Genomic DNA, 23,300 nt, shown 5'->3' with positions numbered 1-23,300 from the left:
TCGCTTATCCTCAGAGGGTGCGGAACACCAGCAGCAGCAGGCAGGCAAATACCGGCACTGCGGCTGTCAGGCTATCAATGCGATCGAGGATACCACCGTGCCCCGGAATCAGGTTACCGCTGTCTTTGATACCGGCTTCACGTTTGAACATACTTTCCGTGAGATCGCCCAGCACGGAGGCCAGCGTGGCAATCACGGCGCAGATAATCAGCGTGCCCGGCGCCACCGATAGCGGGGCCAGCAGCGCAAACAGCCAGGCGATAATCGCCGATGACAGCAGTCCGCCAAAGAAGCCTTCCCAGGTTTTGCCCGGCGAGACTTTCGGCGCCAGCTTATGCTTGCCGAACAGACGACCAAACATGTAAGCACCGGAATCCGCGCCCCAGACGAGGAACATCACGAACAGCAGCCACCAGGCGCCGGCGAAATGGTCGGTGTCATAGTGATACTGGCGCAGCGCCATCATGCCCCAGAAGAACGGCACCACGGTCAGCACGCCAAACAGCAGGCGCAGCGGACGCGATGCGCGCCACAGCGCAGCGGAGGCCGGATAAAACAGCACGAGAAACAGCGCGACAATCCACCAGCCCAGCGAGGCCCAGAGCGAGCTCTCCATCTGGAACTGGTGCAGATTACGTTGATAGGGTTGCAGGGTGAACAGCATCACCGCCAGCAGCAGGCCGCATAGCACCGCCAGCCAGATACGCTGCTGACGCGTTGCCATCCCCGCCAGCTGCCCCCACTCCCAGGCGGCAAGCATGCAGATGATGATGGTGGTAATCGCAAAACCGGACAGCGGCAACCAAAACAGAGCAGCGATCACCAGCGGAATCAGAATAAACGCGGTGATCAGACGAGACTTCAGCAAAGGTTACCCCCAGGTTGCTCAGGCGCCGCCTGGTGCAGCGCCGCCATAGCGTCGCTCCCGCAGAGAGAATGCATTCAGTGCACCTTCAAAAACGTGTTCATCAAAATCAGGCCAGAGAACATCGGTAAACCAAAACTCAGCATAGGCGATCTGCCACAGCAGGAAGTTGCTGATCCGATGCTCTCCCCCGGTCCTTATCACTAAATCCACCGGCGCCAGCTCCTGCATACACAGATGCGGAGCCAGACTTTCTTCAGTTATCTGGTCAGGACGTAGCAGTCCTTCCTGAACCTGTTCAGCCAGTTTTTTTACACCCTGGATAATATCCCAACGGCCGCCATAGTTGGCAGCAATGTTGAGGGTGAGTCCATCATTTTGCTGAGTCAGTTCCTCGGCGCGGCGAATGCGTTCCTGAATGCGGTTATTGAAACGGCTGATATCACCAATAATGCGCAGACGCACATTGTGCTTGTGCAGGCTTTTGACTTCGCTGTCGAGCGCCCAGACAAACAATTCCATTAAGGCCGTCACTTCCTGTACCGGTCGGCTCCAGTTTTCACTGCTGAACGCATAGAGCGTGAGCGCTTCCAGCTTGTTGCTGACCGCAAAGCTGACAGCCCGGCGTACTGATTTTACCCCGGCTTTGTGGCCTGAAATACGCAGTTTGCCCTGATTTTTTGCCCAGCGACCATTACCATCCATAATGATGGCCACGTGACGTGGCGTGCAGTACGACCCGTCATCGATTGTATTGTGATTGTTGGACGACATAACGCGTAATAATTCCTTTCATCAGAAATGCTGTGGTTTCTGAATACATTGCGCCTGCGGCAAACGCCGGTAACCTCACCGGATGACATCGAAACAATGTCGGGCCGTAAAACGCGAGCGAGCGACTATACCATTTTCACCCTGAGCGAACAAATAGCGCCACCATCAACCGGCTAAACGAAAGCGCGGCAGCAACGCCGTGGCCCGCACGCGTGCGATCCGATCAATCTCCATCACGTCATCCACGCTGCCCGGCTCCTGACACTGCAGGGTTGCCAGCACTTCACTGTTGATGGCCGCGATATCGGTAAAGCGAATCTGATGCTGCAGAAATGCCGCTACCGCGACTTCATTGGCTGCGTTCAGCGTGGTGGTGGCCGCCTGTCCGGTTGCGCATGCATCGATTGCCAGCTTCAGGCAGGGATAGCGTTCGTAGTCCGGCTCAGCAAACGTCAGCGCCTTCATTCGGGTGAAATCAAGCGGCGTTACGCCTGCGGTAATACGTGCCGGCCAGGCCATGCTGTGGGCGATTGGCGTGCGCATATCGGGTGAACCCAGCTGCGCCAGCACGCTACCGTCGCAGTATCGCACCATGGAGTGAATCACCGACTGCGGATGCAGGATGACCTCCATTTGTGCGTCGGTGGCGTTAAACAGCCAGCGGGCTTCAATGTATTCAAGACCTTTATTCATCATGGTGGCCGAATCAACGGAGATTTTACGCCCCATTGACCAGTTCGGATGCGCACAGGCCTGATCTGGCGTCATAGCGGCCAGCTCGGCTAATGGCGTGTCACGAAAAGGACCACCCGATCCCGTAAGGAGAATCGACTCGATGCCATTCTCCCGCAGATCAGCGTACCCCAACTGATGCTGTATGGAAGCGGGCAAACTCTGAAAAATGGCGTTGTGCTCGCTGTCGACCGGCAGCAGCTGCGCCTGATGCTGGCGTACCGCCTCCATAAACAAACGGCCGCATGTGACAAGCGATTCTTTATTGGCAAGCAGGACGGTTTTGCCGGCGCGAATGGCGGCCAGCGTCGGTTGTAAGCCGGAAGCGCCCACAATGGCGGCCATTACCTGATCGACCTCATCCAGTGCGGCCAGTTCGCAGGCGGCCTGAACGCCGGAGAGCACTTCCGTATCCATGTTGAGTGCTTTCAGTCGTTCACGCAGCGCCGCAGCGGAAGCGTCGTCGGACATCGCCGCGTAGCGCGGTTTAAATTGCTGACACTGTTCGGCCATCAGCGCCACATTCTGACCGGCCACCAGCGCAGTCACCTGATAGAGCTCAGGATGCGCCGCCACTACCGCCAGCGTGCTGGTGCCAATTGAGCCGGTCGAACCCAGCAGAGTTAATCGCTTCATGGTGCTGTCCCTGTGAAGTCGTGGTGCGCGCCCGCGCGTACGCCGGGCACAATGTAAAACGCCGCCAGAGTCGTACTACGTCTCTGAACGGCGTTTTGTCAGGCAAATGACGGAATCAGAATTCCATCAGTTCCTTCTCTTTCTCGGCCAGCGCCGCATCAACGTGTTTGATGCGAACGTCGGTCATTTTCTGGATCTCGTCCTGCGAGCGACGTTCGTCGTCTTCGCTGATCTCTTTGTCTTTCAGCAGCGCCTTGATCTTGTCGTTCGCGTCACGGCGCACGTTGCGCACGGAAACACGACCCTGCTCGGCTTCGCCACGCACAACCTTGATCAGATCTTTACGACGCTCTTCGGTCAGCGCAGGCAGTGGAACACGAATGTCGCTACCGGCTGAGCTTGGGTTGAGGCCGAGGTCAGAAGCCATGATGGCTTTCTCGACTGCCGGACCCATTGAGCGATCGAACACGTTGATTTTCAGCGTGCGTGAATCTTCAACGGTGACGCTGGCCAGCTGACGCAGCGGCGTTGGCGTACCGTAATATTCCACAACGATGCCGTCGAGCAGTGAAGGCGAAGCACGACCGGTGCGCACTTTGCTGATGGTGTTTTTGAATGCTTCCACGCATTTGTCCATGCGCGTTTCAGCATCTTTTTTAATATCGTTAATCACGTTGAAACCCTTGGATTCGGTTTGACCTGGCCACTTCCGGACGCAGCGGAACGGAAACGGTATCGATAAACATCGATCATCCTGAATGCTGCGCGACAGCAGTGCAGCGCGCCAACAGAATATACCTTATTTTATCCTGCGTCGGGTATTAATGCGTAATCAGGGTGCCTTCTTTTTCACCCATCACTACGCGACGCAGCGCGCCAGGCTTGTTCATATTGAAGACGCGGATCGGCAGTTGATGGTCGCGCGCCAGCGTAAAGGCGGCCAGATCCATCACTTTCAGCTCTTTTTCCAGCACTTCACCGTAGGTCAGCTGTTCATACAGCGTGGCATCCGGATTTTTCACCGGGTCGGCTGAGTAGACGCCGTCGACCTTGGTCGCTTTCAGTACCACGTCCGCTTCGATTTCGATGCCGCGCAGGCAGGCCGCTGAGTCGGTGGTAAAGAACGGGTTGCCGGTACCGGCAGAGAAGATCACCACGCGGTTATTGCGCAGCAGGCTGATGGCTTCTGCCCAGCTGTAGTTATCACACACGCCGTTCAGCGGAATCGCCGACATCAGGCGCGCGTTAACGTACGCACGATGCAGTGCGTCACGCATTGCCAGGCCGTTCATCACGGTCGCCAGCATCCCCATGTGGTCGCCGACCACGCGGTTCATACCTGCCTGCGCCAGACCCGCGCCACGGAACAGGTTACCGCCACCAATTACCACACCCACCTGAATGCCCAGCTCAACCAGCTCTTTCACCTCTTGCGCCATACGGTCAAGCACGCTCGCGTCGATACCAAAACCTTCGGCACCCTGCAGTGCTTCGCCGCTCAGTTTCAGTAAGATACGTTGATATACAGGTTTTGCGTTGGTCGCCATGGTCAATTCTTCCTGGAAGATAAGATGAATGAGAAGTTAAATCTGATCGATCATCCGCTTAGCGCGTGAGAAAAGCTATTGGGATGAGACTGAAAATTGCTGCGCCAAAACGCAGACAAAAAAGAACCGCCTCTCGGCGGTTCCTGCAAACCATTAAGACTGTTTGGACATGGCAGCAACTTCGGCTGCAAAGTCAGATTCGACTTTCTCAATGCCTTCGCCCACTTCGAAGCGGATGAAGTTGATCACGTCAGCGCCTTTCTCTTTCAGCGCCTGGCCAACAGTTTTGCTCGGATCGATAACGAAAGCCTGACCGGTCAGAGAGACTTCGCCGGTGAATTTCTTCATACGGCCTTCAACCATCTTCTCTGCGATCTCTTTTGGCTTGCCAGACTGCATCGCGATGTCCAGCTGAACCTGGTACTCTTTCTCAACCACGTCAGCAGAAACGTCTTCTGGTTTAACGAATTCAGGCTTGCTCGCTGCAACGTGCATCGCGATCTGTTTGATCAGATCTTCGTTAGCGCCTTTCGCTGAAACCAGAACGCCGATGCGCGCGCCGTGCAGGTAGCTACCCAGCTCTGCGCCTTCGAGGACAGCAACACGACGGATGTTGATGTTCTCACCGATTTTCGCAACCAGTGCCACGCGCTCTTCTTCGAACTGCGCTTTCAGAACTTCCACATCAGTCACTTTACCGGCAGCAGCAGCGTCCAGCACTTTGTCAGCAAAGGCCTGGAAACCGGCATCTTTTGCCACGAAGTCAGTCTGGCAGTTCACTTCCAGAATCACGCCATAGTCGCCAGCGATTTTGGTTTTGATCACGCCGTCAGCAGCCACGTTGCCTGCTTTCTTAGCAGCTTTGATCGCACCAGACTTTCGCATGTTCTCGATCGCCAGCTCAATGTCGCCGTTCGCTTCGGTCAGCGCTTTTTTGCAGTCCATCATGCCTGCGCCAGTACGCTCGCGCAGTTCTTTTACCAGTGCAGCGGTAATTTCAGCCATTCCAGAATCCTCGATTCGTCTCGCAGTGCTTTCACACTGTCAGAAACTTGTTGCGGAAAATTTACTTGCCCCGCCAGCCCGAAAAGGGTGCGTGACTAAGTGAGATAAATAAAGGGGCCTTCACGGCCCCTTAACAGATCACATCTGATGTCTAAGGGCTCTCAGAAAGAGCGAACCTTATTAAGCTTCAGCAGCTTCTTCAGCCTGCTCAGCCAGGTCCTGTGAACGGCCTTCGCGCACGGTAGTGGCAACGGCAGTCAGGTACAGGCTTACAGCACGGATCGCATCGTCGTTACCTGGGATAACGAAATCAACGCCGTCTGGATCAGAGTTAGTATCAACGATAGCAAATACCGGGATACCCAGGTTGTTTGCTTCTTTGATTGCGATGTGTTCGTGGTCAGCGTCAACAACGAACAGTGCATCCGGCAGACCGCCCATATCTTTGATACCGCCCAGGCTGTTTTCCAGCTTGGCCAGCTCACGAGCACGCATCAGTGCTTCTTTCTTGGTCAGTTTGTCGAAAGTACCGTCCTGAGACTGAGTTTCCAGATCTTTCAGGCGTTTGATTGACTGACGAACGGTTTTCCAGTTGGTCAGCATACCACCCAGCCAGCGGTGGTTAACGAAGAACTGGTCGCAGCTCAGTGCAGACTCTTTTACCGCTTCGGCAGCAGCGCGCTTGGTACCAACAAACAGAATCTTACCTTTTCGGGAAGAGATCTTGTTCAGCTCAGCCAGGGCTTCGTTGAACATTGGTACGGTTTTCTCAAGGTTGATGATGTGAACTTTGTTACGCGCACCGAAAATGAATGGCTTCATTTTTGGGTTCCAGTAACGGGTCTGGTGACCGAAGTGAACACCAGCCTTGAGCATGTCGCGCATGGAAACAGTTGCCATGATTACCTCTAAAAGTTTGTTTGGGGTTGGGCCTCCATGTATCCCATACAACCGACCTCTTACGAGGCACCCCGGCGTACGTGTCGATACATGTGTGTTTTAGTACACATAATGAGATTTATGCGTTTCCTGCCCTCTCATACGAGGTGACAGAGAATCGTCGGCGCGCTTTATACCACAATGCGCAGGAATACGCCAACAGTTGTTAGCATGAGCGGCAGGCTGTAATCCCGATTTGGCAGCCCATTTGCTGACTGCTAACATGACTGCCACAGAACTCATTATTGTCGAAAATTGCGGCGATTGCGGATTATTTAATGGCCATTTCAATCAAAACCCCAGAAGAAATCGAAAAAATGCGCGTGGCGGGCCGTCTGGCTGCAGAAGTGCTGGAGATGATCGCCCCACACGTCGTGCCAGGCGTCACCACCGGCGAGCTTGACCGTCTGTGCCACCAGCACATCACCGAAAAGCAGCAGGCCATTTCAGCCTGTCTCGGCTACCACGGCTTTCCGAAATCGGTGTGTATTTCGGTCAACGAAGTGGTATGTCACGGTATTCCCAGCGACGATCGCGTGCTGAAAGACGGGGATATCGTTAACGTCGACGTCACGGTGATCAAAGATGAGTACCATGGCGATACGTCAAAGATGTTCATCGTCGGCAAACCGACGATTCAGGGCGAGCGCCTGTGCCGGGTTACGCAGGAGAGCCTGTACATTGCGCTGCGTCTGGTGAAGCCGGGCATTCGCCTGCGTGAACTGGGCCGGGCGATTCAGAAATACGTGGAAGCACAGGATTTTTCCGTGGTTCGCGAGTATTGCGGACACGGCATCGGTAAAGGCTTCCATGAAGAGCCGCAGGTGCTGCATTACGATGCCGACGACAGCGGCGTGGTGCTGCAGGCTGGCATGACGTTTACCGTCGAACCGATGGTAAACGCCGGTGATTATCGCATCCGCACCATGAAAGATGGCTGGACGGTGAAAACCAAAGATCGCAGCTTGTCCGCACAGTATGAGCATACTATTGTGGTGACGGAAAACGGCTGTGAAATCCTGACGCTGCGCGCCGACGACACTATTCCAGCGGTGCTGGAAAACAACGCGTAACGCTCGTCATCAGGATAACAGGCCGGCTCAAAACGAACGCCTGTCAGTTTAGGTTCACCCATCCCTGCACCTCCCGTAGCGGCGCCATCAGTTGCGCGTTAACCCGCGCCGCTACTGCGGTGATGTCACGGACGGTGGCTAACTGAATGGCATCACGGCGTTAAGCCCGCTTTTTATGGCGCAGAAGAGGCATGTTGATGAGTGGTAGCGTGACCGAAGCAGTACACAAAGGCCTGACCGATTCCCCCGCCAGCTGGCCAGACGACGCGCTGACGCGCGACAAACTCAAACAGTATCTTGAACAGTTCCAGCAGCATCTGGGCAGCGCTTTTGACGCCGGCAGCGATATCGAATCACTGATTGATGCGCGCACGCTGTTTATCGATCGCCTGCTGCGCCGGCTGTGGCGACTGTTTGGCTTTGACCAGATGAAAGAGATCGCGCTGGTGGCGGTGGGCGGCTATGGCCGCGGCGAGCTGCATCCGCTGTCGGACATCGACGTGCTGATCCTGAGTCGTCAGCCACTGGACGAAGCTGCCGCGCAGCGCACCTCAGAATTGCTGACGCTGATGTGGGATCTCAAGCTGGAGGTCGGCCACAGCGTACGCACGCTGGAAGAGTGTCTGCTGGAGGGCTTGTCGGATCTCACCGTCGCCACCAACCTGATTGAGTCGCGCATGCTGACCGGCGACGTGGCGCTGTTTCTCGAACTGCAAAAGAATATCTTCAGCGACGGTTTCTGGCCGTCGTCACGCTTCTTCGCTGCCAAAATTGAGGAGCAGCTGGAACGCCATCAGCGTTATCACGGCACCAGCTACAACCTCGAACCGGATATCAAAAGCAGCCCGGGCGGGCTGCGCGACATTCATACCCTGCAGTGGGTCGCGCGCCGCCACTTTGGCGCCACCACCATGGATGAGATGGTCGGCTTTGGCTTTCTCACTGAAGCCGAACGCAATGAGATCAATGAGTGCCAGGAATTTCTCTGGCGCATCCGTTTCGCGCTGCACCTGACGCTGCCGCGCTACGATAACCGCTTACTGTTCGATCGCCAGCTCAACGTGGCACAGCGCCTCAACTATGGCGGCGAAGGCAATGAGCCGGTTGAGCGCATGATGAAAGATTTCTATCGCGTCACGCGCCGTATCGGCGAGCTGAACCAGATGCTGCTGCAGCTGTTTGACGAAGCCATTCTGGCGCTGTCGACCACCGAGAAGCCGCGCAGCATCGATGAGGATTTTCAGCTGCGCGGTAATCTGATTGACCTGCGCGATCCCACGCTGTTTGAGCGCGAGCCGCAGGCGATTCTGCGCATGTTTTACGTGATGGTGCGTAACGAAACCATCACCGGCATCTATTCCACCACGCTACGCCAGCTGCGCTACGCCCGCCGTCATCTGCAACAGCCGCTGTGTCAGATCCCCGAAGCGCGCCGCACTTTTATGGCGATTCTGCGCCATCCTGGCGCGGTAAAGCGCGCGCTGCTGCCGATGCATCGCCACAGCGTACTGTGGGCCTATACGCCGCTGTGGGGCAACATTGTCGGTCAGATGCAGTTCGACCTGTTCCACGCCTACACCGTGGATGAGCACACCATCCGCGTGTTGCAGAAGCTGGAAAGTTTTGCCGACGAAGCCACGCGCCCGATGCACCCGCTGTGCGTCGAGCTGTGGCCGCGTCTGCCGCAGCCGGAGCTGCTGCTGATGGCCGCGCTGCTGCACGATATCGCCAAAGGGCGCGGTGGTGACCACTCGATTCTCGGCGCGCAGGACGCGCTGGACTTTGCTGAGCTGCACGGCCTCAATTCGCGCGAAATGCAGCTGGTGGCGTGGCTGGTACGTCATCACCTGCTGATGTCGGTGACTGCTCAGCGTCGCGACATTCAGGACCCCACGGTGATTCAGCAGTTTGCTGAAGTGATGCAAAATGAAAACCGGCTGCGCTATCTGGCCTGCCTGACGGTTGCCGACATCTGTGCCACCAATGAAAGCCTGTGGAACAGCTGGAAACAGAGCCTGCTACGTGAGCTGTTCTTCGCCACCGAAAAACAGCTGCGCCGCGGTATGGAGAACAGCCCGGATCTGCGCGAGCGCGTGCGTCATCACCGGCTGCAGGCGCTGGCGCTGCTGCGCATGGAAAATCTCAACGAAGAGCGCCTGCATCATATCTGGAGCCGCTGCCGCGCCGACTACTTCCTGCGCCATACGCCCAACCAGCTGGCGTGGCACGCGCGGCATCTGATCAACCATGACCTTAGCAAACCGCTGGTGCTGGTAAGCCCGCAGGCCACGCGCGGCGGCACCGAGATCTTCATCTGGAGCCCGGATCGCCCTTATCTGTTTGCCGCCGTAGCCGGAGAGCTCGATCGCCGTAATCTGAGCGTGCACGATGCGCAGATCTTTACCAGCCGCGACGGCATGGCCATGGACACCTTTATTGTGCTGGAGCCGGACGGCAGTCCGCTGGCAGCAGATCGCCATCCGCTGATTATTCAGGCGCTGGAGCAGGCGATCACGCAAACGCAGTGGGTGCCACCGCGTACGCGCCGGCCGTCGTCACGTCTGAAACACTTCAGCGTCGATACCGAAGTCAACTTTTTGCCCACCCATACCGACCGCCGCAGCTATCTGGAGCTGGTGGCGCTGGACCAGCCAGGTTTGCTGGCGCGCGTGGGCGAAGTGTTTGCTGACCTCGGTGTTTCGCTGCACGGCGCCCGCATCAGCACCATCGGCGAACGGGTGGAAGATTTGTTCATCCTTGCCAACAGCGAACGACGTGCGCTGGATGCCGAAATGCGCTCCGTGCTGCAACAACGGTTGACAGAGGTACTTAATCCAAACGATAAAATGTGACCCGGCTTCCATTCTTCACGTTGCCGATGCATTGGCCTGGTGACCCGGCCCATCCGTAGATCTCGCTCCGATAGGCGCGCCACCGTTCTGCAGCATGAAGGATGTTTGCCCGATAATTTTACTCTGCACGCCAGCTGGCGTGCATCCGCAATGACAGACTCAGGAATTAAATATGCAACAGTTACAGAGCGTTATCGAATCTGCCTTTGAGCGCCGCGCCGACATTACGCCGACCAGCGTGGACAGCGCCACCCGTGAAGCGATCAACCAGGTGATTGGCCTGCTGGACAGCGGTGAACTGCGCGTGTCAGAAAAGATCAACGGCGAATGGGTAACGCATCAGTGGCTGAAAAAAGCGGTACTGCTGTCGTTCCGTATCAACGACAACCAAGTGATCGACGGGGCAGAAACCCGCTTCTACGACAAAGTGCCGATGAAATTTGCCGGCTGGGATGAAGCGCGCTTTAAAAGCGCCGGCTTCCGCGTCGTGCCACCGGCCGCAGTGCGTCAGGGTGCGTTCATCGCGCGCAACACCGTGCTGATGCCGTCCTATGTCAACATCGGTGCGTATGTCGATGAAGGCACCATGGTTGACACCTGGGCCACCGTCGGCTCCTGTGCGCAGATTGGTAAAAACGTGCATCTGTCCGGCGGCGTCGGCATCGGCGGCGTACTGGAACCACTGCAGGCCAATCCAACCATCATCGAAGATAACTGCTTTATCGGTGCCCGTTCCGAGATCGTTGAAGGCGTGATCGTCGAAGAGGGTTCGGTAATCTCCATGGGCGTTTACATCGGCCAGAGCACCAAAATTTATGACCGCGAAACCGGTGAAGTGCACTACGGTCGCGTACCGGCAGGTTCGGTGGTGGTTTCCGGTAACCTGCCGTCTAAAGATGGCAGCTACAGCCTGTACTGTGCGGTGATCGTGAAGAAAGTCGACGCGAAAACGCTGGCAAAAACCGGCATCAACGAACTGCTGCGTACCATCGATTAAGTTTTTTCTTCACGCGTATTTTTATGCCCACGGGCCTGTATCCAGGCCCGTCATTTTTTCTTTACACTCCTGCCGCCATTACCTGTTTCGCGCCGCGAATTAACAGGTGCGTTTGTTTTTCAAACAGGTCATAATCCGCGCCAGTTAACTCCGGTCGCGCACTGTTCATCCCGGTTTTTGTGTCTACAGTTGATTAAGTATGCCGTAAGCGTTCGGTTCGTTGCGCTTATTACGCAGCCGAATGATGATGATAATCCTGCGCGCTCACTCACTCTCAGATGGAATATAAACGCTATGTACGACAACCTGAAAAGCTTAGGTATCAGCAATCCTGAAGACATTGACCGCTACAGCCTGCGTCAGGAAGCCAACAACGACATCCTGAAAATCTACTTCCGCAAAGACAAGGGCGAGTTCTTCGCCAAAAGCGTGAAGTTTAAATACCCGCGTCAGCGCAAAACCGTGGTGGCCGATCACACCACCCAGGGTTATAAAGAGATTCAGGAAATCAGCCCTAACCTGCGTTACGTGATCGACGAACTGGATCAGATCTGCCAGCGCGATCAGGTAGAAGTGGATCTGAAGCGCAAAATCCTCGCCGATCTGCGCCATCTGGAGAACGTGGTGTCGAACAAAATCGCGGAAATCGAATCCGATCTCGATCAGCTGACCCGCAACGGTCGCTAATTTCCGCCGCTTCTCAGGCCAGCCGCTGCTGGCCTTTTTTATGCCTGCTCATCAAGCTGCAGCGCCACATACAGCAGCAGCCGATCGTCAAAGTTCGCCAGGTTGAGGCCGGTCAGTTCCGAGATGCGGTTCAGGCGGTACTCCAGCGTATTGCGATGAATAAACAGCGCGCGCGCCGTGGCGCTCGGCTGCACGTTATGGCTGAACCACGCAACCAGCGTGCGCCGCAGCAAACCGTTATTGTCCATGCTCTTCAGCTTAGCCAGCGGACGTGCCAGCTCGCTGGCCTGCCAGCCGCCGCGCAGGCTATCCAGCAGCACCGGCAGCACCAGATCCTGATAGAAGAAGCTCCGCTGCTGCGGCATGCGCTGTTTGCCCACCATCATGGTGGTGCGGGCGGTGCGGTAAGAGCGCGCAATGCTGCCGGGCCCGGTAAAGAAATTGCCGAGCGCGATGCGCATCCGCACCTGACCGCTCTCTTTCATGCGCTGCAGCAGTTGATCGACGCGGCGGCGATGATCGTCCTGATCGTAACGGCCATGGGCATTCAGCGCTGGCTTCAGCACCACCATTTCGGTGAGCGAAACAATGGCGATCAGGTTGTCGCGATCGGGCGTGGTCAGCAGCGTCTGTAATTGCTGCAGTTCCGACATCGCGCTGTCGACCCCCAGCTGTCCGCTGTCCACTTCCACCACCGCCACCACGCGCGGCTGATTGAGATCGATGCCCAGTCGCTGCGCCCATTCGTTCAGCGCTGGCGACAGCGTATCGCTGCGGATCAGGTTCAGCACCAGCTCCTCACGCAGGCGGCTGTCCTGCGCCAGCATATGCATCAGGCGCGCCTGTTCCAGCATCATCTCTGCCGTCATGCACACCAGCTCGCCGTAATGGCGTAACGTGCTGGGCTGGCCGGTGAGGCCAATCACGCCGACGATGTCGCCGTCAATGCGCAGCGGTAAATTGATGCCCGGCCGCACGCCGTGCAGGTGTTTAGCCACCGCTTCGTCAATATCAACCACCCTGCCCTGTGACAGCACCAGCAGCGCGCCCTCGTGCAATTCGCCAATACGCTCGCGATCGCCACTGCCAATAATGCGGCCGCGCGCATCCATCACATTGACATTGCTGTCGATAATTTTCATGGTGCGGGCAACGATATCCTGAGCCAGTCGCGCATCAAGATGATAGGTGGCCATCAAACACTCCAGAATTCGGGACGAACCGACAGAATACGCATCCCGATTCCCCCTGGCATTGTGCAACTGCACATAGCCGCAGGGCGATTACCGGAATTGCGGCAGCGGTCACACTGGGAAGGCACAGATGACTGGGGGCGCAGCAGAATACAGGCAATAAAAAGGCGAGCCGAAGCTCGCCTGAGAGACCAATAAAAGGTTTACTGCATCAGCAGATAGAGGCTGCTGTCGCCGCGCTTGACGTTGAGCGCCAGCACCGACGGTTTGGTGTCGAGGATTTTACGCAGCTCGCCAAGGTTGCTTACCGCCTGCTGGTTCACACCGAGGATCACATCGCCTTTCTTCAGGCCGATACGTGCCGCTGCGCTGCCGGCTTTCACGCTGTCAACGCGCACGCCCTTCTGGCCGTTGCTGTCGACGTTGCTGAGATCGGCGCCTTCAATGCCGGTGTAAATCGTCGCGGACTGCACTTTATCCTGTGAGCTCTGCTGCAGCTCAACCGTCACGTTCAGCGGTTTGCCGTCGCGCAGCAGGCCCAGCTGCAGTTTGGTGCCGACCGGCAGCGAGCCGACTTCCGCACGCAGCGCCGCAAAGCTGGTCAGCGCTTTACCGTTCATAGAGACCACCACATCGCCCGCTTTCACGCCGGCTTTCGCCGCCGCGGAGTTTGGCAGCACCTGGCTGACAAACGCGCCGCGCTGCGCATCCACTTTCATCGCTTTAGCCAGCTCGGAGTTGAGCTCGGTGCCCATAATGCCCAGCTCGCCGCGTTTCACCTGGCCATACTCCACCATCTGCGCGGTCAGGTTTTTCACCATGGAACTCGGGATGGCAAAGCCGATACCGATGTTGCCACCGTCCGGTGCGAGGATCGCGGTGTTAATACCGATCAGCTCGCCGTTCAGGTTAACCAGCGCACCGCCGGAGTTGCCGCGGTTGATGGCGGCATCAGTCTGGATAAAGTTTTCGTAATTTTCGACGTTAAGGCCGCTGCGCCCCAGCGCCGAGACGATGCCGGACGTGACCGTTTCGCCCAGGCCGTACGGGTTACCGATGGCCACGGTGTAATCACCGACGCGCAGATTGTCGGAGTCGGCGATCTTAATTGCCGTCAGGTTTTTCGCATCCTGCAGCTGGATCAGCGCGATGTCAGACTGCGGATCTTTGCCGATGACCTTAGCATCGTAGCGACGGCCATCGCTCAGCTGTACCTGAATTTTGGTGGCGTTATCTACCACGTGGTTGTTGGTAACCACATAGCCTTTGTCGGCGTTGATGATTACCCCAGAACCGAGCGCGCGGAACTGCTGCTTCTGCGCGTTGGCGCCATCGTCGCTACCGTCACCGCCGCCGCCCTGGCACATAGGTGAACCCTGGAACGGCGATCCGTCCTGACAGAACGGGGAATTATCGCCAAAGAATTGCTGGAACTGCTGCGGCATGCGCGGGGTTTTCACCGTGGTGCTGCCTTCCACGCTGATACTGACCACGGAAGGCATCACTTTTTCCAGCATCGGTGCCAGGCTGGGCAGTTGCTGACTGGAGGAAGACGCTGTCTCCGCCGCGAAAACACTGACAGGGCTTAACGCCATGCCCAGACTAAGCGCCAGCGCACTTAACATTAATGTGCTTTTTTTCATTCGTCTGTGTCTCTCTGAAATTAACGTGCAGACCATTGCTGTGGTCGTGATGATGAGATTAAGTTTTTAGCGCGAAGTTCCTGATAAAGTATTGGGCAAAGGTAAAAATTTATTCTTCGTCTTTACAAAACTGCGCTTATTCCACCGCCATCAACCGACGATACTCATCCCAGGCGTAATTGTCCGTCATCCCGCTGATATAGTCCTGAATCAGCCGCGAGCGATAATAACGTTCCCATAACAATCGCTGATATTTATGCTGCACCACCAGGTTACGCATCTGTTGCTGATAAGCTTTGCGATGTTTACCGGAAAGTTTATGAAACAGTCGGGTTTCAATCGGATGTTTCGCGAGAAAATCCTCATTCATTAACGTGGTAAACTGTTCATAATCGAGCTGCATTAGCGACTGATAAATTTCCAGTAATCCTTTAATGACCCGATAACCCTGTAATTCCAGCTGCTCAACTTCAGGGTGATTAAACACCTGCTGGCGCGCCACGGTTTTAAATAATTTTAACAGGCGCCCTTCATCACCGTCATCTTCCAGCAGCGCATGATTAAAGCTGCCGGCAAAAATGGCAGGTAAATTATCAACAAAGCGGCGCACCGCATGGCTGACCAGCACGCTCTGGACGTTAACCCGCAGCGACATGAAAAATTGATCGCTAATACTGCGACGCTTTTTCTGATTGGCCTCTTTCCACGCTTCATTAATGGTGCGGCTGAACGCGTCGCCGGGTTTCACCGGGCCCCAGGCTTTGAGCAAAGAATGATAGAGCGTATCGACGGTGAAGATGTCTTTTTCTACGGCGTCATCGAGGTCGGCAATACAATAGGAGATATCGTCAGCCGCTTCCATTATCCAGGTCAGTGGATAACGGTGGTGCTCAGGTATATCCGTTGCCGCGCGGAGATCGGCCACATATTCACGTTCGGATAAATAGAAACCCGGCTTTTTCATTAACACGCTGAACTCCGCCGGCTTATCACCCTGCCACCACGCCGGCGCGGTGTATTTTAAAATACACGCCACCTGCGCATAGCTAAGATTTAGCTGCAGCAGGGTATGCACCAGCCGAATAGCCTGCGCATTCCCTTCGAAATGGCACAAATCCTGACGAATCATTGCATTTAACCGGTCGAAATCGGCACGCTGCGCGTCATCCGCCACGCCCGCCACCAGCGGATCCACCAGTTCGGCCGGCAGGTTGTCATCAAACCAGTCATTGATCGCCGCTTCACCAAAATGGCCAAACGGCGGGTTGCCGACGTCGTGCAGCAGGCAGGCCATCTCCACCAGGCTCTCGACCGCGCCCTCAAAGCCATCTAGGCCGTATGCTGCCAGCCCGCCGCCCTGGGTTTTCAGCGTATGCAGAATCTCTTTGGTGATGTAACGCCCGGTTTGCTGCACCTCAAGCGAATGGGTCAGGCGCGAGCGCACGGCCGCATTCCGCTCCAGCGGAAACACCTGGGTTTTTTGTTGCAGACGGCGAATCGCGGCAGAATTAATAATGCGTCCACGATCGCTTTCAAAGTGGCGAGTAATAAAGTATTCGCCTTCGGGATCTTTGCGGCTGGTATAAGGGCGGGTGAAACTGATCTTCTTCCTGAAATTGATCGTCGCCATTGTTACCCCTTATTTTTTCCTGAATTGATCCCCATTGAGCCATGTTAGACTATGCCTCACTTTAGCCTTATACATCCATAACTACAGCGAGATTCTTTATGAAAGCAGGCATTATTGGCGCGATGGAGCAGGAAGTCACACTGCTGCGTGACAAAATTGAAAACCGTCAGACGCTGACGCTGGCCGGCTGCGAAATTTACACCGGTACGCTCAACGGCGTTGAGGTGGCTCTGCTGAAATCGGGCATCGGTAAAACCGCGGCGGCGCTGGGTACCACGCTGCTGCTGGAGCTGTGCAAACCGGATCTGGTGATCAACACCGGTTCCGCAGGCGGTCTGGCACCAACACTGCAGGTGGGCGATATCGTGGTGTCCGATGAAGTGCGTTATCACGATGCCGATGTCACCGCTTTTGGCTATGAGCCTGGTCAGATGGCGGGCTGCCCGGCGGCGTTTGTCGCGGACAGTGCGCTGATTGCCGCCGCAGAGCAGGTGATCAAACAGCTGGATCTCAACGCGGTGCGCGGGCTGGTGGTCAGCGGTGACGCCTTTATCAATGGCGCCGCGCCGCTGGAGCGTATCCGCAGCACCTTCCCGCAGGCAATTGCGGTAGAGATGGAAGCCACGGCGATTGGTCACGTTTGCCATCAGTTTAAGGTGCCGTTCGTGGTGGTACGCGCTATTTCTGACGTGGCCGATAAAGCGTCGCATCTGAGTTTCGAAGAGTTCCTCAGCGTGGCGGCTAAACAGTCGTCACTGATGGTGGAAAACCTGCTGGCTCAGCTGGCGCGTGGCTAAATATCTGCTGCTCGGGCTGTGGCTGCTGTGCCACAGTCTGCTGGCCGCACCGCGCGTCATTACCCTGTCGCCGCATCTCACCGAACTGGCGTTTGCCGCCGGCATCACGCCAGTGGCGGTGAGCGCCTGGTCAGACTATCCCGCTGCTGCTCGCCAGCTGGAGCAGGTGGCGAACTGGCAGGGCATTCGCGTTGAACGCATTGTGCAGCTCAGGCCGGATGTGGTGCTGGCCTGGCGCGGCGGCAATCCGCTACGCCAGGTGGAGCAGCTACAGCGTCTGGGCATCCATGTGGAATGGATCGATCCGCAATCACTCGATCAGATGATTGACGCGCTGGCAGCGCTGCAGCGCTGGAGCCCACAGCCCCAGCGGGCCACCGCGGCCGCACAGGCGTTACACCAGCAGCTGCAGACGCTGCGTCAGCGCTATCAGCAGCAAACGCCGGTGCCGCTGTTTCTGCAGTTTGGCCAGCAGCCGCTGTTTACCGCCGCGCGCAGCACGCTGCAGAATGAGGTTATCACCCTGTGCGGCGGTCGCAATATCTTTGCTGACAGCAGTGTGAGCTGGCCTCAGGTGAGCCGGGAGCAGGTGCTGATGCGGCATCCGCAGGCGATTGTCACTGGCGGTGATGCCAGCCGCGCCGCCAGCGTCGCGCGCTTCTGGCAGCCGCAGCTTAACGTGCCGGTGATTGCGCTTAACGATGACTGGCTGAGCCGGCCGGGTCCGCGCCTGCTGCTGGCGGCAAAACAATTGTGCGAAGCTTTACATCCGACGAAAAATAAAGCATTACCAGACTAAAGATTCGACGATTCATGTCGAAAATCAAATAACAAGGCACAGCGGCCACGTATGCTCTGTGCCCTTTTAGCGCATAGCGCACTTTTGACATCACCAGGATTTCACCATGACCAGAGCGCTGCTGCTGGCCATAGGGCTGATCGTGGCTGCACCGATCGGTGCGGCAACCACCACGGGCTCTATCGCCGTCTCGCTAACGATTTTCTCCCGCTGCGATATCTCACGCCCGAGTGAGCAGACGCTGCCGTCTGTTGACTGCGGCCGACATTTCAGCGCGCAGCCGCGCGTGACACAAAGCGTATTGAACCGCGATGCGATGCGCCGTGAAACGGCTCGCTTAGTGACGATTGAGTGGTAAATCATGGCTGCCAGAACGGCAGCCAGCCCAGCATCAGATGCTGAAAGAGGAGCCGCAGCCGCAGGTGGTTTTGGCGTTCGGGTTAGTCACGATAAAGCGGGAACCTTCCAGACCTTCGGTGTAGTCAACCGATCCACCCACCAGATACTGCAGGCTCATCGGGTCAACTACCAGCGCCACACCCTGCTTCTCGATGGTCATGTCGCCGTCATTCATTTGATCGTCAAAAGTAAAACCATACTGGAAGCCACTGCAGCCCCCGCCGGTAATATATACGCGCAGTTTCAGCGCCGGATTCTCTTCATCCGCAATCAGGTTTTTTACTTTTTTCGCTGCTGCATCGGTGAACTGCAGAGGCAGCGCGGCTACGTCGTCACTCATCTTTTACTCCGGGTAAACGTCCAGGTCAGAAAACGACCTCAATTTCGCTATTATCTGCCAGCCGTCCAGTGCAATCAAGTAGCGCCCTTGACACTGTGTGCCGCCAGTTATGGCATAAAGTATAGCAATGTCGCAGGCGCAAGCGGCCGCGCGCCTTTCTTCACCGGCCGCTCTTCCGTAGAATGGCGCCAGATTTTTTCCAGAACAGCAGGAGCCGAACCATGAGTAAGTCAGAAAACCTGTATGCCGAAGCACAACGCCTGATCCCGGGCGGCGTGAACTCCCCGGTGCGTGCCTTTACCGGTGTGGGCGGCGTGCCGCTGTTCATCGAACGCGCCGACGGTGCCTATTTGTATGATGCCGATGGCAAAGCCTATATCGATTACGTCGGCTCCTGGGGGCCGATGGTGCTGGGCCACAATAACGCCACCATTCGCAATGCGGTGATCGAAGCCGCCGCGCGCGGCCTGAGTTTTGGCGCGCCGACCGAGATGGAAGTGAAGATGGCCGAGCTGGTGTGCGAGCTGGTGCCGAGCATGGATATGGTGCGGATGGTTAACTCCGGCACCGAAGCCACCATGAGCGCCATCCGCCTGGCGCGCGGTTTCACCCAGCGTGACAAGATCATCAAATTTGAGGGCTGCTACCACGGCCACGCTGACTGCCTGCTGGTGAAAGCCGGTTCCGGTGCGCTGACCCTCGGCCAGCCCAACTCGCCAGGCGTGCCGGCGGATTTCGCCCGTCATACCCTGACCTGCACCTATAACGATCTCGACTCGGTGCGCGCGGCGTTTGAGCAGTATCCGCAAGAGATCGCCTGTATCATCGTCGAACCGGTGGCAGGCAACATGAACTGCATCCCGCCGCAGCCGGAATTCCTGCCGGGCCTGCGTGCGCTGTGCGATGAGTTTGGCGCGCTGCTGATTATCGATGAAGTGATGACCGGCTTCCGCGTGGCGCTGGGCGGTGCCCAGGCGTATTACGACGTTACGCCAGACCTGACATGCCTCGGCAAGATCATCGGCGGCGGTATGCCGGTTGGTGCTTTTGGCGGCCGCCGCGAAGTGATGGCCGCGCTGGCTCCCACTGGCCCGGTGTATCAGGCGGGCACGCTGTCCGGCAATCCGATTGCCATGGCCGCCGGTTTTGCCTGCCTGTCGCAGATTGCGCAGCCAGGCACCCATGCGACCTTAACCGCACTCACCGACCAGCTGTGTGCTGGCCTGCTGGCGGCGGCAGAGGCGGAAAATATCCCGCTGGTGGTGAACCACGTCGGTGGCATGTTCGGTATTTTCTTCACCGACGCCGACAGCGTGACCTGCTACGCCGACGTGACGAAGTGCGATGTGGAGCGCTTTAAGCGTTTCTTCCATCTGATGCTGCAGGAAGGTGTTTACCTCGCGCCATCGGCCTATGAGGCCGGCTTTATGTCACTGGCGCACAGCCAGGAAGATATTCAGCGCACCGTCGATGCCGCACGCCGCTGCTTCGCGCAGCTGTAAACCTGCCGGGGCGCCATTCATAGCGCCCCGCTTCACTAAGCGCGCCTTAGCAGCCAGATAAAATACGGCGCGCCGAAGAAGGTCGCCATCAGGCCTGCCGGGATTTGATCCGGGAAGGCCAGCATGCGCCCGCACCAGTCGGCGAACACCAGCAGGCCCCCGCCGAGCAGGCCTGCCATCAGCAATTGCGGCAGCGCGCGACGGAAGCCGAGCATGCGCACAATATGCGGCGCCATCAGGCCAATAAAACTCAGCGGACCGATAGTGAGCGTCGCGGTGGCGGTCAGCGCGGCCGCCAGCAACAGCAGGCCGAAGCGCGATCGGTTCAGCGCCATGCCGGCTGAGCGCGCCGTGGCACTGCCGAGCGGCAGCAGCGTCAGCCAGCGGCTGGCCAGCGGTGCCAGCGCCACCAGTATCATGCCCACGACAGCACTCTGCAGCGCCTGCGTCATTGAGATGTTGTACGTCGAACCGGAAATCCAGCTCAGCAGCCCGGCCATGCGCGGATCGCCGCTCGCCAGCAACACCATCAGTAACGTGACGAACGCACTGTTCAGCGCCATTCCGGCCAGCAGCATGCGTTCCGGTGCAAAACCGCCGCGGCTGGCCACCAGCATAATCACCAGCAGCGTCAGCGCTGCGCCCAGCACCCCGGCAGGCAGCAGCCAGGCGACCGCGTTGCCGGGCACAAAGAACAGCATGACCACCACCCCGCAGGCCGCTCCGGAGCTGATGCCCAGCACTTCCGGACTGGCCATCGGATTACCGGTCAGACGCTGAATCAGCACCCCGGCGACGCCCAGCATCGTGCCGACCACCAGCGCCGCCAGCACGCGCGGCACGCGCCACGGCAGCAGCTGTTGCAGCATATCGCCGCTGACCCACGTCCAGCCGTGTGCGTCGCGCCCAAACGCAATGCCCGCCAGACTGCACAGCGCCAGAATCATCACGCCCGCCAGACACCAGCGCAGCACGGCCTGCCGCTCCTGCGGCACTGTGTCGCCGGCATTCATCGCCGGCGGCAGCGAGCCCGTGCGCAGACGCGGCAGCAGCCACAGCAGAATCGGCACGCCAATCAGCGCGGTAGCCGTCCCGGTTGACACTTCACGCCAGTGCGCAGTCAGCCACAGCACGCACTGATCGGCCAGCCACAGCAGAAGTGCGCCAATCAGCGGCGCCAGCAGCAAGCGGCTCAGCAGACGACGCGCCCCCAGCATCTTCGCCAGCAGCGGCGCGAACAGCCCGATAAAGCCGATGATACCGGCGACGTTAACCAGCTGCGCACTGAGCAGGATCGCCAGCGCCAGCGCGGCAATGCGCGCCGCCGACAGCGCCAGACCGAGGTTTTTTGCCACGCCATCATCCAGCCCCATCAACGTCAGCGGACGCAACAGCGCCAGCGCCAGTGCGAACGCCAGCAGCAGGCGCGGCCACAGCAGCGCCACGTTGTGGCCGTCGAGCTGGTTCAGCGCGCCGGTGCTCCACAGAAACATGTTTTGCAGCTGATCGTGATTGAAGATGGCAAAGATTTGATTAACCGCGCCGGCATACAGGCTCAGTACCAGACCGGCCAGGATCAGCGTCACCGGCGACAGACGCTTGCCCCAGGCGATACCAAACACCAGCACGCCGACCAGCACCGCCCCGCCCATCGCAGCAAACTGCTGCGTCAGCTCCCCGCCCGGCAGCTGCCACAGAGTGGCGACGGTCAGGCCAAGCTGCGCGCCGGAAGAGACGCCCAGCGTGGTCGGCTCCGCCAGCGGATTGCGCAGCACCTGCTGAAACAGCAGGCCCGCAAGGCCAAGTCCGGCCCCAACCAGCAGCGCCAGCGCCAGCCGCGACAGCAGGCTGTAGTGGAACACCACCTGACGGATGTTATCGATATCCGGCGCGAACATCGCCTGCTGCCACTGCGCCAATGGCAGCGCCTGGCGCAGGTTGATAAACGTGAGCGCCAGCGCCAGTAAACTGAGCACGCTGAGCAGCGCGACGGGAAACAGACGGTTGCGCATCAGTGCGACTCCAGCGCGCGTTCCAGCACGCGAATAAATTTTATGGCTGAGTAAGTGGCGCCGTAGTACCACACCGCCGGCACCCGCCGGAAACGGCCGGAACGGACAAACGGCAGCGCCTGCCACAGTGCGCTTTGCGTCACCTGCTGCATATCGCGTTCGTTATCGTGATCGAAGCAGATCACCTCAACGTCACCGACCTCCGCCAGCCGCTCCAGCCCGACCACCGCACTGCCCCAGAAGTTGGTTTCGCCCTGCCAGGCATTGCGCAGGCCAAGCTGCTCCATCACCTCGAGGAACAGGCTGCCTTTACCGAAGGTAATGGTGTGACGCGGATCCATCAGCGACATCAGCAGCAGCGGACGCTGCGCCCACGGACGTAACCGCTCACGCGCGGCCGCCACTTCACCATCCACCCAGTGCAAATGGGCCTGTGCCTGCGCTTCAAGGCCAAGCCGGGCACCCAGCGCATGCAGCGATGTGCGCGCGGTGGTGAACGGTTTGCCATCGCCGCTGTTGAGGTCAAAGCCCATCGTCGGCGCAATGCGCTCCAGCTTGTCGACCGCCGGGCCGTAACCGTTGGAGTGCAGGATCAGTGACGGTGCCAGCTGGGTCATCAGTTCCAGATTGGGTTCGGTGCGTAAGCCGAGATCGAGGGTGCCGGCCGGCAAGACCGGGTCACCCACCCAGATGGCGTAGTTGTGCAGATCGGCCACGCCGAGCGGGGCGACGCCGAGCGCCATCAGCAACTCCACCGGCAGCCACTCCAGCGCCAGGATGCGCTGGCTGTCCGGCGGCGCGGCGTGCAGCGGTGCAAGGTTCATCAGCGGTGAGAGCGCCAGCGCGGTCAGCAGACGGCGACGGGAAATGTCGAACAT

Annotated in this window: 21 protein-coding genes; 8 read left to right on the top strand and 13 right to left on the bottom strand. The window is 58.0% G+C overall.

The window, feature by feature from the left end:
- Positions 1–10 precede the first annotated feature (10 nt).
- The 7 genes from cdsA to rpsB all read right to left on the bottom strand — a co-directional run bounded on the left by cdsA (position 11) and on the right by rpsB (position 6,459).
- Complete coding sequence (gene cdsA / locus KOL70_RS16090; protein ID WP_010616187.1) at positions 11–868, bottom strand: phosphatidate cytidylyltransferase; 858 nt, start codon at positions 866–868, stop codon at positions 11–13.
- An 18-nt stretch (positions 869–886) separates the two neighbouring features.
- Positions 887–1,639, bottom strand: coding sequence for a (2E,6E)-farnesyl-diphosphate-specific ditrans,polycis-undecaprenyl-diphosphate synthase (ispU, locus tag KOL70_RS16085; protein ID WP_058759529.1), 753 nt, complete (start codon positions 1,637–1,639; stop codon positions 887–889).
- A gap of 165 nt (positions 1,640–1,804) precedes the next feature.
- Positions 1,805–3,007, bottom strand: a complete 1,203-nt coding sequence (gene ispC, locus KOL70_RS16080) for a 1-deoxy-D-xylulose-5-phosphate reductoisomerase (protein ID WP_215480909.1) — start codon at positions 3,005–3,007, stop codon at positions 1,805–1,807.
- A 115-nt stretch (positions 3,008–3,122) separates the two neighbouring features.
- Positions 3,123–3,680, bottom strand: a complete 558-nt coding sequence (gene frr / locus KOL70_RS16075; RefSeq protein ID WP_021507488.1) for a ribosome recycling factor — start codon at positions 3,678–3,680, stop codon at positions 3,123–3,125.
- A gap of 148 nt (positions 3,681–3,828) precedes the next feature.
- Positions 3,829–4,554: a UMP kinase gene (gene pyrH, locus KOL70_RS16070; RefSeq protein WP_010616191.1), complete on the bottom strand. Its 726-nt coding sequence runs from the start codon at positions 4,552–4,554 to the stop codon at positions 3,829–3,831.
- Positions 4,555–4,707: 153 nt separating this feature from the next.
- Positions 4,708–5,559 (bottom strand): translation elongation factor Ts, encoded by an 852-nt coding sequence (gene tsf / locus KOL70_RS16065; RefSeq protein ID WP_141496275.1) that lies wholly within the window; start codon positions 5,557–5,559, stop codon positions 4,708–4,710.
- Positions 5,560–5,739: 180 nt separating this feature from the next.
- Positions 5,740–6,459 (bottom strand): 30S ribosomal protein S2, encoded by a 720-nt coding sequence (gene rpsB, locus KOL70_RS16060; RefSeq protein WP_031279692.1) that lies wholly within the window; start codon positions 6,457–6,459, stop codon positions 5,740–5,742.
- Between the two features lie 317 nt (positions 6,460–6,776).
- Here rpsB and map point away from each other — a divergent pair, with 317 nt between their 5' ends.
- The 4 genes from map (at position 6,777) to KOL70_RS16040 (ending at position 12,107) form a co-directional block, all read left to right on the top strand.
- Positions 6,777–7,571 carry a type I methionyl aminopeptidase gene (gene map / locus KOL70_RS16055; protein ID WP_021507491.1) on the top strand — a complete coding sequence of 265 codons (795 nt, stop codon included), beginning with the start codon at positions 6,777–6,779 and terminating at the stop codon, positions 7,569–7,571.
- Between the two features lie 197 nt (positions 7,572–7,768).
- Entirely contained in the window at positions 7,769–10,423 is a 2,655-nt protein-coding gene (gene glnD, locus KOL70_RS16050; RefSeq protein WP_021507492.1) for a bifunctional uridylyltransferase/uridylyl-removing protein GlnD, read from the top strand.
- 172 nt (positions 10,424–10,595) lie between these two features.
- The gene (gene dapD / locus KOL70_RS16045; RefSeq protein WP_021507493.1) at positions 10,596–11,420 is read left to right on the top strand and encodes a 2,3,4,5-tetrahydropyridine-2,6-dicarboxylate N-succinyltransferase; all 825 of its coding nucleotides are present in this window, start codon (positions 10,596–10,598) and stop codon (positions 11,418–11,420) included.
- A gap of 294 nt (positions 11,421–11,714) precedes the next feature.
- Complete coding sequence (locus tag KOL70_RS16040) at positions 11,715–12,107, top strand: DUF3461 family protein (protein ID WP_010616197.1); 393 nt, start codon at positions 11,715–11,717, stop codon at positions 12,105–12,107.
- Between the two features lie 38 nt (positions 12,108–12,145).
- Here KOL70_RS16040 and KOL70_RS16035 read toward each other — a convergent pair whose 3' ends face one another.
- The 3 genes from KOL70_RS16035 to dgt form a co-directional block, all read right to left on the bottom strand.
- On the bottom strand, positions 12,146–13,303 hold the full coding sequence (locus tag KOL70_RS16035) for a CdaR family transcriptional regulator (RefSeq protein ID WP_215480908.1): 1,158 nt from the start codon (positions 13,301–13,303) through the stop codon (positions 12,146–12,148).
- 200 nt (positions 13,304–13,503) lie between these two features.
- The gene (degP, locus tag KOL70_RS16030; RefSeq protein WP_058759526.1) at positions 13,504–14,943 is read right to left on the bottom strand and encodes a serine endoprotease DegP; all 1,440 of its coding nucleotides are present in this window, start codon (positions 14,941–14,943) and stop codon (positions 13,504–13,506) included.
- A gap of 136 nt (positions 14,944–15,079) precedes the next feature.
- Positions 15,080–16,573 (bottom strand): dGTPase, encoded by a 1,494-nt coding sequence (gene dgt / locus KOL70_RS16025; protein WP_215480902.1) that lies wholly within the window; start codon positions 16,571–16,573, stop codon positions 15,080–15,082.
- A 98-nt stretch (positions 16,574–16,671) separates the two neighbouring features.
- Between dgt and mtnN the strand changes: the two genes are divergently transcribed.
- From mtnN to KOL70_RS16010, 3 genes are all read left to right on the top strand, one after another.
- Positions 16,672–17,370 (top strand): 5'-methylthioadenosine/S-adenosylhomocysteine nucleosidase, encoded by a 699-nt coding sequence (gene mtnN, locus KOL70_RS16020; protein WP_021507498.1) that lies wholly within the window; start codon positions 16,672–16,674, stop codon positions 17,368–17,370.
- Positions 17,363–18,169, top strand: a complete 807-nt coding sequence (btuF, locus tag KOL70_RS16015; protein WP_150360719.1) for a vitamin B12 ABC transporter substrate-binding protein BtuF — start codon at positions 17,363–17,365, stop codon at positions 18,167–18,169. Before mtnN ends, btuF begins: the two co-directional genes overlap by 8 nt.
- 106 nt (positions 18,170–18,275) lie before the next feature.
- Positions 18,276–18,527, top strand: coding sequence for a hypothetical protein (locus KOL70_RS16010; protein WP_058780468.1), 252 nt, complete (start codon positions 18,276–18,278; stop codon positions 18,525–18,527).
- A gap of 33 nt (positions 18,528–18,560) precedes the next feature.
- Here the strand turns inward: KOL70_RS16010 and erpA are convergent, their stop codons facing one another.
- Positions 18,561–18,908 (bottom strand): iron-sulfur cluster insertion protein ErpA, encoded by a 348-nt coding sequence (erpA, locus tag KOL70_RS16005; RefSeq protein ID WP_021507501.1) that lies wholly within the window; start codon positions 18,906–18,908, stop codon positions 18,561–18,563.
- Between the two features lie 221 nt (positions 18,909–19,129).
- Between erpA and hemL the strand changes: the two genes are divergently transcribed.
- Complete coding sequence (hemL, locus tag KOL70_RS16000) at positions 19,130–20,410, top strand: glutamate-1-semialdehyde 2,1-aminomutase (protein WP_021507502.1); 1,281 nt, start codon at positions 19,130–19,132, stop codon at positions 20,408–20,410.
- 35 nt (positions 20,411–20,445) lie between these two features.
- Here hemL and fhuB read toward each other — a convergent pair whose 3' ends face one another.
- Together fhuB and fhuD are read right to left on the bottom strand one after the other, a co-directional pair.
- Positions 20,446–22,422, bottom strand: coding sequence for a Fe(3+)-hydroxamate ABC transporter permease FhuB (fhuB, locus tag KOL70_RS15995; RefSeq protein ID WP_211726669.1), 1,977 nt, complete (start codon positions 22,420–22,422; stop codon positions 20,446–20,448).
- On the bottom strand, positions 22,422–23,300 hold the full coding sequence (gene fhuD / locus KOL70_RS15990; protein WP_215480900.1) for a Fe(3+)-hydroxamate ABC transporter substrate-binding protein FhuD: 879 nt from the start codon (positions 23,298–23,300) through the stop codon (positions 22,422–22,424). The genes fhuB and fhuD overlap by 1 nt, the downstream gene beginning before the upstream one ends.

The sequence above is a fragment of the Pantoea sp. B270 genome (assembly GCF_018726825.1).
Taxonomy (GTDB): Bacteria; Pseudomonadota; Gammaproteobacteria; order Enterobacterales; family Enterobacteriaceae; genus Pantoea; species Pantoea dispersa.
The sequence above is the reverse complement of the archived record's forward strand: the minus strand, read 5'-3'. Positions and strand labels throughout refer to the sequence as shown.